The sequence below is a fragment of the Haloterrigena sp. H1 genome, from assembly GCF_005938085.1.
Classification (GTDB): Archaea; Halobacteriota; Halobacteria; order Halobacteriales; family Natrialbaceae; genus Natrinema.
Window position 1 is genome coordinate 144,058 of the sequence record NZ_SMZK01000003.1, and the last position, 11,986, is coordinate 156,043.

The 11,986-nt window shown below is 64.7% G+C and carries 11 protein-coding genes; 7 read left to right on the forward strand and 4 right to left on the reverse strand.

All coding sequences use genetic code 11. The features are described 5' to 3' along the window. The first annotated feature begins 30 nt into the window (after positions 1-30). From E2L06_RS18990 to E2L06_RS19005, 4 genes are all read left to right on the forward strand, one after another. Entirely contained in the window at positions 31-963 is a 933-nt protein-coding gene (locus E2L06_RS18990; RefSeq protein ID WP_138783125.1) for an ABC transporter ATP-binding protein, read from the forward strand. Further along, complete coding sequence (locus tag E2L06_RS18995; RefSeq protein ID WP_138783126.1) at positions 960-1,907, forward strand: ABC transporter permease; 948 nt, start codon at positions 960-962, stop codon at positions 1,905-1,907. The genes E2L06_RS18990 and E2L06_RS18995 overlap by 4 nt, the downstream gene beginning before the upstream one ends. A gap of 119 nt (positions 1,908-2,026) precedes the next feature. Further along, entirely contained in the window at positions 2,027-2,998 is a 972-nt protein-coding gene (locus tag E2L06_RS19000) for a TRC40/GET3/ArsA family transport-energizing ATPase (RefSeq protein ID WP_138783127.1), read from the forward strand. A gap of 141 nt (positions 2,999-3,139) precedes the next feature. Further along, complete coding sequence (locus tag E2L06_RS19005) at positions 3,140-3,328, forward strand: multidrug transporter (RefSeq protein ID WP_138783128.1); 189 nt, start codon at positions 3,140-3,142, stop codon at positions 3,326-3,328. Between the two features lie 333 nt (positions 3,329-3,661). On the opposite strand, the gene ligA is transcribed toward E2L06_RS19005, so the two are convergent. From ligA to E2L06_RS19025, 4 genes are all read right to left on the reverse strand, one after another. Then, a complete protein-coding gene (gene ligA / locus E2L06_RS19010; protein ID WP_138783129.1) occupies positions 3,662-5,818 on the reverse strand; it encodes an NAD-dependent DNA ligase LigA in 2,157 nt (718 codons plus the stop codon). Positions 5,819-5,906: 88 nt separating this feature from the next. Beyond that, positions 5,907-6,269, reverse strand: coding sequence for a 2Fe-2S iron-sulfur cluster-binding protein (locus E2L06_RS19015; protein WP_138783235.1), 363 nt, complete (start codon positions 6,267-6,269; stop codon positions 5,907-5,909). An 8-nt stretch (positions 6,270-6,277) separates the two neighbouring features. Beyond that, positions 6,278-7,666 (reverse strand): selenium-binding protein SBP56-related protein, encoded by a 1,389-nt coding sequence (locus tag E2L06_RS19020; protein WP_138783130.1) that lies wholly within the window; start codon positions 7,664-7,666, stop codon positions 6,278-6,280. A 65-nt stretch (positions 7,667-7,731) separates the two neighbouring features. Beyond that, on the reverse strand, positions 7,732-8,109 hold the full coding sequence (locus tag E2L06_RS19025) for a 2Fe-2S iron-sulfur cluster-binding protein (RefSeq protein WP_138783131.1): 378 nt from the start codon (positions 8,107-8,109) through the stop codon (positions 7,732-7,734). A 245-nt stretch (positions 8,110-8,354) separates the two neighbouring features. Between E2L06_RS19025 and rio1 the strand changes: the two genes are divergently transcribed. The 3 genes from rio1 (at position 8,355) to thsA (ending at position 11,946) form a co-directional block, all read left to right on the forward strand. Then, positions 8,355-9,230, forward strand: coding sequence for a serine/threonine-protein kinase Rio1 (gene rio1 / locus E2L06_RS19030; RefSeq protein WP_138783132.1), 876 nt, complete (start codon positions 8,355-8,357; stop codon positions 9,228-9,230). A 167-nt stretch (positions 9,231-9,397) separates the two neighbouring features. Further along, entirely contained in the window at positions 9,398-9,955 is a 558-nt protein-coding gene (locus E2L06_RS19035) for a pre-rRNA-processing protein PNO1 (RefSeq protein WP_138783133.1), read from the forward strand. Between the two features lie 329 nt (positions 9,956-10,284). After that, entirely contained in the window at positions 10,285-11,946 is a 1,662-nt protein-coding gene (thsA, locus tag E2L06_RS19040; protein ID WP_138783236.1) for a thermosome subunit alpha, read from the forward strand. Positions 11,947-11,986: the final 40 nt, after the last annotated feature.

The following is an 11,986-nucleotide window of genomic DNA, read 5'->3' on the forward strand; positions in this document are numbered from 1 at the left end:
CTTATCGGGCACGGCTCCGACCACACAGCCATGCCCGCTATCACAGTCGACGAGCTGACCAAGCGGTTCGGTCAGACCGTCGCACTCGAAACGCTCTCCTTCGAGGTCGAGGACGGCGAGGTGTTCGGCTTCCTCGGGCCGAACGGTGCCGGGAAGTCGACGACGATCAACGTCCTCCTCGATTTCGTCCGTCCGACGTCGGGTTCGGCCAGCGTCCTCGGCATGGACGCCCAGCGACAGAGCCGGGAGATCCGCCAGCGAACAGGCGTGCTCCCCGAAGGTGTCGAGCTGTACGACCGGCTCACCGCCCGCCAGCACCTCGAGTTCGTCATCGACTCGAAAAACGCCGCCGACGACCCCGAAGCGCTGCTCGAGCGCGTCGGGCTGGTCGACGCGCTCGACCGGAAGGCCGGCGGCTACTCGAAAGGGATGGCCCAGCGGCTCATGCTCGCGATGGCGCTGGTCGGCGAGCCGGACCTGCTGATCTTGGACGAGCCCTCCACCGGCCTCGACCCCAACGGAGCCCGCGAAATGCGCGAGATCGTCCGCGAAGAGAACGAACGCGGTGCGACCGTCTTCTTCTCGAGTCACAGCATGGAACAGGTCGAGGCGGTCTGTGACCGGGTCGGCATTCTGCGTGACGGCCAGATGGTCGCCGTCGACTCCGTCGAGGGACTGCGAGACTCCCTCGGGGACGGCACGACGCTGCGGGTCACCGTCGACCGGATCGACGACGACACCATGCAGGCAGTCCGCTCGCTGCCCGACGTGGCCGACGCCACCGTCGACGACCGCGAGCCACCGATGATCGTCGCCACCGTCGACGGCTCGAAGACGGCCGTCCTCTCGGCACTCGAGGACCACGGCGTCGAGGTCCGTGACTTCGAGACGACCGAAGCCTCGCTCGAGGACGTCTTCCAGTCGTACACGACCGGCGCGGAGACGGAGGTGCATGCGCAATGAGTACCGAAACCAAGACGGCAGGCTCGAGTGGGTCGCCCGCGAGTTCGATCAACACAGAGAGCATCCGCGCGGTCGCAAAGAAGGACTTTCAGGATGCGGTTCGTTCGTGGCTGTTCTGGGGGCTGAGCGCCTTCTTCTTCACGCTGATGGCTGCCCTGGCCGGCTTTCTCACGTGGGCGAATCCGGACGAGTTCACGACGATCAGCTTCATCGCGCTCGTCAGTCAGGTGTGTAAGCTGATCATCCCGCTGATCGCGCTGCTCCTCGGCTGGAAAGCCATCGCCGGCGAGCGCGAAACGGGCAGCATCAAGGTCTTGCTCTCCCTGCCCCACTCCCGCAAGGACGTCTTGTTGGGCAAACTCCTCGGCCGAACGGCCGTCCTCTCGCTGTCGCTGGTCATCGGCTTTCTCATCGCGATGGTCGCCGTCGCCTTCGCGGTCTCGGAGTTTTCCTTCCCCGCGTACGTCGCCTTCCTCGCGATGACGATCGTCTACGGGCTCGCGTACATGAGCATCGCGGTCTCGCTGTCGTCGCTGACCCGATCGACGACGATGGCCGGCGCGGCGATGTTCGGCGTCTTCGTCCTCTTTTACATCGTCTGGAACTCGATCCGGACGGCACTCGGCCTCCTGATGCGACGTGGCTACATCGAGGGTGTCTCCTACACGACGACGAACTTCGTCGGCCAACAGATCGAGCCGACCAGGCTCCCCGACTGGGCGCTGTTCATCGATATGATCGATCCGGGCAACGCCTACCAGAACACGATCACGCTGTTCAGTGCCCTTTCCAGTAACCGGATCGGAACCTCGTACAACGAGGCGGCCTTCCCCGACGGGCTTCCGTTCTTCCTCCAGGACTGGTTCTCCCTGCTGATCCTGCTGTTCTGGATCGCCGTTCCGCTCGCCGTCGCGCTCTACCGGTTCGACCGCGTCGACATCTGAGCGCACCGGCCGGCAACGCTCGACTGCTATCGATTCGTGTGACCGATTCCGACTCCGTTCGATTAGCGACCGTGATAGTTGGGGATTCGTTTATATCGGCACCTGTGGTATCCGCGGCCGTGACCGACTGTATCTACTACGGCGGGAAAGGCGGCGTCGGCAAGACGACCTGTGCCGCGGCCACCGGACTCGCGCTTGCCGCCGCGGGGCAGCGAACCCTCGTCGTCTCGACCGATCCGGCTCACTCGCTGTCCGACTCCTTCGAGACCGACATTGGCTCGGAACCGACTGCACTCGAGCCATCCGGGCCGTTCGAGCCCGAGACGAACCACGAAGGCGAGCTGTGGGGCGTCGAGATCGACCCGGCAACACAACGGGAGCGCTACGAGAAACTGGCGCGTGCGCTGGCGGCGGATCTGCGTAGCGCCGGCATCAGCCTCTCGGACACGGAGATCGAGCGGCTCTTTTCCGGCGGGATGCCGGCCGGCAGCGACGAGATCGCGGCGCTCGACTTGCTGGTCGAGTACGTCGACGCCGGCGAGTGGGACGTAATCGTCTTCGACACCGCACCGACGGGCCACACGCTTCGACTGTTCGATATGCCCGGCATCATGGGCAACGCCCTCGAGACGGCCAAATCGCTGCGGGGGCAGGCCCGCCGGATCGGCTCGGCCGCCCGCACGGCGATGCTCGGCCCGCTGTCGATGCTCGGTACCCAGGACGAAGACGAGAGCCTCGAGTCGTTTCAAGCGCGTCTCGAGCGCGCCCGCGAGTTGCTCGTCGATCCGGAGCGGACCGAGTTTCGGGTCGTCCTGATCCCGGAAGCGATGGCGATCGCGGAATCCGAACGGCTCGTCGAACGGCTTCGCGAGGCCGGCGTGCCAGTCGAGCGACTGGTCGTCAACCGGGTGCTCGAGGACCCAGACGAGGGCTGTCCACGCTGTCAGTCACGGCAGGCCCGCCACGAGGACCGGCTCGCGGAGATCCACGAGACGTTCCCTGACCTCGAGGTCGTGACGTTGCCGGATCTCGAGGGCGAGGTCCACGGGCCGGAGTCGCTGTCGATTATCGCCGAGCGAATGCCGACCTGATACGGACTCCTGCCAGTCAGTTCCGGTGGGCTCGCAATCCGTCATGCGGGTGCGTCGGTACACAGTGGTAGCAGACCGTATGACTGGACGTCTAATAGGGGCTGACCAACACTTATTATGTTGGTTCAGTAACATTCAACCATGGCACTCTCGATCGGTCGGACCGCGTCCCCGGTCATCACGGCGATCGGCATTGCCGTCGCGCTCATCGCTATCGTCGGCACGCAGTATTTTGGCTGGGAGTGGGGCTCGGGACAGCTCGTGCCGACGATTCTCGGCGTCGCCGCTGCCGTGATCGCGGTCTTCGTCGTTTTCACCCGCCGCGGCTGAGGCCTCGCGGTTTCGGACCCCTGCACTGGATCCTGATCGTTCGAACCCAGTTAGTATTTATTTCTCTAGATTACCCACGAAGCTTATACACGCTCACTGGCTGTTCGAACTCGTAGCGAGTCCGCTACGAGCACACATGCGTTCCCTAGAGAAGTACCTGAGACAGCTGTTGCGGATGCACGCGACGGAGCGGGTCTACCGGTGTACGAACTGCGGCTGTACGTACGAAACCAATAAGACGACCTGTCGAGAGTGTTGGAACGAGCGACTCGTTCGAATCCGGTAGTCGACCGCTCTGCTTTCGTCGGGCACACGGGCCGGGCTCTCGAGTGACTACTCGAGATCGATCCCCCGATCCGCGAGCAGCGCCCGAAACTCGTCCTCGTCGACGATCGGCACGTCGTTGTCCTGTGCATCCGCTTGCTTCGTCGCGCCGGGATCGTCGCCGGCGACGAGGTAGTCCGTGTTGCCCGAGACGCTGCTCGTCGCGTTCGCGCTGTGCGCTTCGACCGTTTCCTGCGCTTCGCTGCGGGTCACCCCCTCGAGCGAGCCCGTGAAGACGAACGTGAGCCCCTCGAGTTCGTCGCCGCCGACGTCTGTTTCGGCTTCCTGTGGCGAAACGTGTTCGAGAACGTCGTCGACCACGGCCGCGTTGGCCTCGCTCGTGAAGAAGTCGTGGATCGTCTCGGCGACGGTGTCGCCGATCTCGTCGACGCTCTCGAGTCGATCCGGATCGTCTTCGGCGGCCTCGCGGAACGCCTCAAAGGTACCGAACTCGCGGGCCAGTTCGCGGGCCGTCGTCGGGCCAACGTGGGGAATGCCAAGCGCCGAGATGAAATCGGCGAGTGGCGGCTCGCGACTGGCCTCGATTTCTGAGCCCAAGTTCTCGGCGCTCGTCTCACCCCATCCCTCGAGGTCGGTCAGGTCGTCGCGCTCGAGGGCATAGAGGTCCGCGACGGAGTCGAGCAGTCCGGCGTCGACGAGTTGGCGGACGCTCTTTTCGCCGAGGCCCTCGAGGTCGAGCCCGTCGTCGCCGGCGTAGTACTCGATCGACCGGCGGAGCTGGGCATCACAGCCTAAGCCGCCGGTACAAAAGGCAATGGGGCCGTCACGCTCGACGGGGCTGTCACAGACCGGGCAAGTGTCTGGCAGTTCGTAGTGGCCTTCACTGCCTTTCTCAACGACCTCCTCGACGTAGGGGATCACGTCGCCGGCGCGCTGGACGCGGACCGTGTCGCCGACGTTGACGTTCTTCTCTACGATCTCCGCGGGGTTGTGCAAGCTCGCCCGCGAGACGGTGACGCCACCGACGTCGACCGGCTCGAGCAGAGCCACGGGCGTCAGTCGGCCGGTTCGACCGACCTGAACGGCAACGTCTGCGATCGTGGTCACCTCTGTGCGGGCTGGGAACTTGTAAGCGTACGCCCACCGATCGTGACGGGCCGTCCGGCCGAGTTCCTCACGAGCCTCGCGGTCGTCGACCTTGATCACGACGCCGTCGATCTCGTAGTCCAGATCGTCGCGGGCCGCGAGCATCCGATCACGGTAGTCGATCGCGCCCTCGATCGGGTCTCGCGGCTCATCGCCGTCGTCTCGCGGCTTCGCCGCGTGACCGTCCGCGGAACTTCGTTCCGCGCTTTCGCCGACGATCTCGACGCGGTCGTTTACCCGTAAGCCGTACTCGGGGAACGTCTCGAGTTCGGTCTGGTGGCTGTCCGCGAGGTCGCTGGCCTCGAGAACGTCGAAGAAGAAGACCGACAGCGGGCGCTCGGCGACGACCGAGGGGTCGAGCTGGCGGATCGTGCCCGCGGTGGCGTTGCGAGGATTCGCGAAGGGGTCCTCACCGCGTTCGATGCGCTCGCGATTGTGTGCCTGGAACGCGTCTTTTGGCATGTAGACCTCGCCCCGCACCGCGAGGAAGTCGGGATAGTCACCGTGGAGTCGCTGTGGGACCGAGCCGATGGTACGCGCGTTGGCCGTCACGTCGTCACCTTCTCGCCCGTCCCCGCGGGTCACGGCACGCTCGAGCCGGCCGTCCTCGTAGACGAACTCCATCGAGACGCCGTCGAACTTGGGTTCGCAGACGTACTCGACGGTCCCGACCTCGCGTTGCACACGCTCGTCGAACGCTCGAACGTCCTCGGCCTCACCACTCGCGTCGATCGACAGCATCGGGGCGACGTGTTCGACCGTCTCGAACGCCTCGAGCGGCTCGCCGCCGACGCTGCGGGTCGGGCTGTCGGGATGGGCGAGGTCGAACGCCTCCTCGAGGTCTTGCAGGCGAGCAAAAAGCGTGTCGTAGGTTCGATCGGCGATCAGCGGCTCGCTCTCGACGTAATACCGGCGGTCGTGGACGCGGATGGCCTCGCGAAGTTGCTCGACCTGGCGTTCGGCCTCCGTCGCTGAGAGGTCCTCGACCGGCTCGAAATCGGTCGGCGGCTCCCGGAGATAGGGATTGTCCTCGTCGACGTTCTCGTCGGCGACTGGCATCGCTTGAGGATAGCGTCTCGCCCCGGTTAATGCTAACTGACCGGGCGTAGCCGAGCCGCCAGCGATCGTCTCGAGACCGCTCGCCGCGTCACTTCCATGGGTTCTCGACCAGTTCGGTGTGGACGCTCGGGCCGACGGCGAGTCGGCAGTCGGCCCGCGGCTCGGCGACACATAGCAACACGTAGCCGTCCGCCCGGTGTCGGTCCTTCAGTGCTCGCTGGCACCGGCGATACGCGAACGCGTCGTCGACGTCGAGAGTGCGGTCGTCCGACTCGCGTCCGGTGGCCTCGAGCAGCCGACCGACACAGGTCCCACAGGCACCGGTTCGACAGCCATAGGGCAATCCGATCCCGTCGCGTCCGGCCGCCTCGAGAACCGTCTCGTCTTCGCGGACCGTCACCGTCTTCTTCCGGCCAGTGGGCCACTCGAGCCGAATCTTGTGACAGTCCATCGGTCCGGTCACTGCCAGACGTCGCTCGTGCAGTCGCCGTCGGGCCAGCGGATCTCGTGGGCGCGGGCCGGGCCCGCCGGGCAGTCGCCCCAGTCGACGAGGAAGTCCTCGTCGAGCTCGAGGGTGCCCTTTCGGGGATCGACATCGGCTTTCAACATTACCGAGCCGCGTTCGGCCTCCTCGGGGTAGAACTGGTCGTCCCACGAGGAGAACAGCGACGTGGTCCAGTAGAGTCGCTCGCCGTCCAGCGAGAGTTGCAGCATCTGCGGGCCAGCGACGATTTCCCGCCCCTGGACTTCCCGGACGTCGCCGAAGGTGCCGCCGACCGACAGCGAGTCGGCCCGTCGTGGGTTCGACGGGTCCGAGATGTCGTACATCCAGACCTCGCCGTGGAGCCAGTTCGAGCCGAACAGGTAGCGATCGTCCATCGAAATCAGGATGTCCGTCGTCAGGCCGGGAACGGGCATATCCCAGTCGGGATGCTCGCGGGCCTCGAAGTCGATCGCTTTCTCGGCACGGTACTCGCCAGCCTCCTCGTCGCGCCAGAAGTGGAAGATGTTCGACGAGAGCGCGGCCCCGACGAACCCGTGGGTCGATTCTGGCGTGTGGAGGAATCGCACCTCGAGTGGAATCTGGCCTTCCTCGCCGAGGTCGATCGTCTGTTCGACAGTGCCATCCTCCCAGTCCCAGAAGTGGATTTTCTGGCCGTACTTACCCTCCTCGACGTCCTCTAAGTCGAAGCCCGGATAGTAGGTCTTCGGCGCGGCCCACTCAGTCGAGACCATCACGTTCTGGCGTGGCTGGTACCAGTAGTCGTAGTTCATCTCGATTTCGCCCGGCGGCTCCCACCGGCCCTCGATCTCGAAGTCCTCGTTCAATTCGAGGAAGCCACCGGGGAGGTCGCCGTCAGCGTCGCCGAGCATACTGATCAGGATCTGTCCGTCCGGGATACAGTGGACCGTATGCGGAGCCGAGAGGTCGTACTCGAAGACTTCCTCGGGTTCGATCACCTCGACCAGTTCGGGATTGCGCCGGTCCGCCGCGTCGATCACGTGGAGCCGCGAGGAGCGCTGGCCGGGGACGATCAGGTGTTGGCGCTCGAGTCCCTCGACGTGACACGACGACGAGCAGGCGTTCCATCCGAAGTGGTGGAGTTCGTCGCCGCGATTTGGCATCTCGATGCGGTCGACGATTTCACAGTACGTGTCCGACTCGGGATCGAGGTCGACGACCGCGACGAAGTCCGACGCGTCGACGTCAGTGCCGACGTAGAGGCTCATCACGTAGGCTAACTTTTCCCGACCGCCCTCCTCGATGGCGGCCTGTGGCGTCGCGTAGCCGGGTCCCTCGTGGTCGTGGCCCGGTTCGGCGTCGCTGGGAGTGCTAGCATCACTCATGAGATGGGGCACCACGAGCAGGGAAATAAGTCTAGCCGGGACCCGTGACGGCAGCGAGCGGGAGGCTACGACCAGGGGCTGTCGCCGACTTCGGCACGTACCCTCGGGCCGACCTCGATGCGGCAGTCGGTTCGCGGGGACGCGATACACAGCAGGACGTAGCCGTCCACCCGCTCGCGGTCGGTCAGCGCCGCCGGGGGACGCCGATAGGTGAACGCGTCGGTGTCGCGCGGCTGCTCCGCTCCGCCCGCGTCGGATTCGGACGCTCCGTCCTCGATCGCGAGCAGCCGGCCGACGCAGGTGATGCAGGTCCCCTTCCGGCAGTCGTACGGCAGCCGGACGCCCGCCCGCTGGGTCGCCTCGAGGACCGTCTCGTCGTCGCCAACCTCGATCGTTCGGTTCGGGCCGTCGAGCCGCTCGAGGGTTACGTCGTAGCTCGTCATCGCTCGATTCCCGCAGGGCGGCGTTCGGTCGAGTTACTCACAATCGATGCTACCACTGACGTCGCAAAAAGTATGCCTGGAGGGGCCACCTGAGACAGCTGTCACGAGTGACCGGCGCGACCGCAGGACGGATGGCGAGTGCGCCGGCACTGACTGGCAGTATTCCGGATGACTGTCGTCGACGCCAGCGGGGTCTTCGAACGAGTCCCAGTATTTACCCACGCTCGACCCGTAGAGCCGAATAGATGGGACAGGGAACGGAATTCGGACTGGTCGATCTCGAGGAGGTCGACACCCCGGGCGATGAGTGGGAGGAGATCGACGTCTCGGATACCGAAGCGGATCGGATCGCCCGCAAGCGCGACCGGGAGTTCGAACAGTTCGAGGAGCGAATCAAAGACGCCGACCAGTTCAAAGTCGAGCAATCTGTGTTCGACGATGCGACGTTCGCGGCGCTGTACAAACTGGTCCAGGACGGCTACGTCGAGGCCTTCGGCGGGCCGCTCTCGACGGGCAAGGAGGCGAACGTCTATCACGCGCTGGGCGACGACCGCGAAGTCGCCGTCAAGATCTACCGGATCAACGCCTCGAACTTCCGGCAGATGCGTGACTATCTCGAGGGCGATCCCCGCTTCGAAGGACTGGGCGGCCAGAAGAAAGACGTCGTCCTCGCATGGACGAAAAAGGAACTGGCGAACCTCCGGCGAGCGAAGGCGGCCGGGGTCCGCGTACCCGAGCCGATCGCGACCGAGCGCAACGTCTTAGTCATGGAGTACATCGGCACCGAGGACGGTCGCGCGAAACGCCTCGGCGAGGTCCACATCGAGAACCCCCAGACCGCCTACGAGGTCATGCGCGAGTACATGCGCCGACTCTACTCGGCCGGGTTGATCCACGGCGACTTGAGCGAGTACAACGTCGTCTTCGACGAGGCCGAGGGCCAACTCGTGCTCATCGACCTCGGGCAGGCCGTCACCGTCCACCACCCCAACAGTCGTGACTTCTTAGAGCGTGACTGTCGGAACGTCGCCTCGTTTTTCTCCCGGCAGGGACTGGACGTGACCGAAGACGACCTCCTCGAGTTCGTCACGAGCCCGGAGCCGGACCCGTCTCGAAACTGAGCGTTGCAACCGAGAGGACACCGCCCGAACGTTTTGGTCCCTCGTCATCGCGGACCCGAGTCGCACCGCACCGGCCCCGTCCGAGATAGCCGTGTGCGTGGCTGCAACACCCTCATTCAGTGCTCGCGGACCAAGGTCTTAACCTCACCCAGCCAGTAACGGACTGTATGCAGCACGTGAAGATTCCGCAGGACCGCATCGGCGTTCTTATTGGCGAAGGAGGCGAGACGATGCGCGAGATCGAGGCGGAAGCGGAAGTACGACTCGACATCGACTCGGAAAACGGCTCCGTCGCTGTCGAAACCGTCGGCGATCCCGTGCTCGGCCTCAAAGGCCCCGATATCGTTCGTGCGATCGGCCGCGGCTTCGCACCCGAAGACGCCCTGCGGCTGCTCGAGGACGACATGATGTTGTTCGACGTCGTCGACATCGACGCCGCCGCGCGCAACAAAAACGACATGAAACGCAAGAAGGGCCGGCTCATCGGCGAAGGTGGCCGAACCCGCGAACTGATGGAAGAGTTGACCGGTGCCGACGTCGTCATCTACGGCTCGACGCTCGGGATCATCGGTGCTCCACAGGAGGTCGACGCCGTTCGCAGCGCCGCCGAAATGCTGCTGGATGGGGCGCCCCACGGCGCGGTCTACTCCTTCCTTGAGGAGAAGCATAACGAGATGAAACACAAAGGAATGGAGTACCACCGGTACCCCGGTGGCCAGTCCTGATTCATACTGCCGGACAGAACGACGTATTGACTGCTGTCCAGTAGTATCAGTCACCTGCGTTTCGTTTTGGATCGTTCCGTGACCGCCTCACGACTGTCGCTGGTTGACTGACTGGTCGGCCGCGCCATCGCTGCAGGCACACCTCGCTCGAATCGCTTGTGAGCCATCAGTTGCCCGGTCATTCTCGCGAATTAGCGGTATAAATACCCGACAACCAGTAATTCGAAAACGACAGACGAAGGGGTGATCGCGGGTTCCCATTTAACAAGTAGCAAAAAGCTTATATAGAATCACAATCAATCCTTCGGGTGACTATGGCTCAACAGCAGATGGGCAACCAGCCCCTTATCGTACTCTCGGAGGACAGCCAGCGGACCTCCGGAGAGGACGCACAGTCCATGAACGTACAGGCCGGGAAAGCGGTCGCCGAATCGGTTCGGACGACGCTCGGCCCGAAGGGGATGGACAAGATGCTCGTCGACTCCTCGGGGAACGTCATCGTCACGAACGACGGTGTCACCCTGCTCTCGGAGATGGAGATCGACCACCCCGCAGCCGACATGATCGTCGAAGTCGCCGAGACCCAGGAAGAGGAAGTCGGCGACGGCACGACAAGCGCCGTCGTCATCGCTGGCGAACTCCTCAGCCAGGCCGAGGACCTCCTCGATCAGGACATTCACGCGACCACCCTCGCGCAGGGGTATCGAGAAGCCGCCGAAGAAGCGATCAACGCCCTCGAGGAGATCGCCATCGACGTCGACGAAGACGACACCGAGGTCCTCGAACAGATCGCCGCGACGGCGATGACCGGCAAGGGCGCCGAAAGCGCCAAAGACTTGCTCTCGGAACTCGTCGTTGAGGCCGTTCGCGCGGTCGCTGACGACGACGGCGTCGACACGGACAACATCAAAGTCGAGAAAGTCGTCGGCGGCTCGATCGAGAACTCCGAGCTCGTCGAAGGCGTCATCGTCGACAAGGAGCGCGTCTCCGAGAACATGCCCTACTTCGCCGAGGACGCCAACGTCGCGATCGTCGACGGCGATTTGGAGATCAAAGAGACCGAGATCGACGCCGAGGTCAACGTCACCGACCCCGACCAGCTCGAGCAGTTCCTCGAACAGGAAGAGGCCCAGCTGCGCGAGATGGCCGAGCAGGTCGCCGACGCCGGTGCTGACGTCGTCTTCGTCGACGGCGGCATCGACGACATGGCCCAGCACTACCTCGCACAGGAGGACATCATCGCGGTTCGTCGCGTCAAATCCAGCGACCAGAGCCAGCTCGCCCGCGCGACCGGCGCGACGCCCGTCTCGAGCGTCGACGACCTGACCGCCGAGGACCTCGGCGTCGCCGGCAGCGTCGCCCAGAAGGAGATCGCCGGCGACCAGCGCATCTTCGTCGAGGACGTCGACGACGCCCAGGCCGTCACCCTCATCCTCCGCGGTGGCACCGAACACGTCATCGACGAGATCGACCGCGCCATCGAGGACTCCCTCGGTGTGGTGCGCACGACCATCGAGGACGGCAAAGTCCTCGCCGGCGGCGGCGCACCCGAGATCGACCTCTCGCTCGCCCTGCGTGACTACGCCGACTCCGTCGGCGGCCGCGAGCAGCTCGCCGTCGAAGCCTTCGCGGACGCGCTCGAGGTCATCCCACGCACGCTGGCCGAGAACGCCGGGCTGGACCCCATCGACTCGCTGGTCGAACTCCGGAGCGCCCACGACGGTGGCGACACCGGTGCCGGCCTCGACGCCTACACCGGCGACACCATCGACATGGACGCCGAGGGCGTCTACGAGCCGCTGCGCGTGAAGACCCAGGCCATCGAATCCGCCACCGAAGCGGCCGTCATGCTGCTTCGCATCGACGACGTCATCGCCGCTGGCGACCTCGCCGTCTCCCACGACGACGACGAGGGCGACGAGATGCCGCCGGGCGGCGGTGGCATGGGCGGCATGGGCGGTATGGGCGGTGGCATGGGCGGCATGATGTGAAACCAGCTTTTACGCTGCGCTCACTCGCTCACACCGCTCA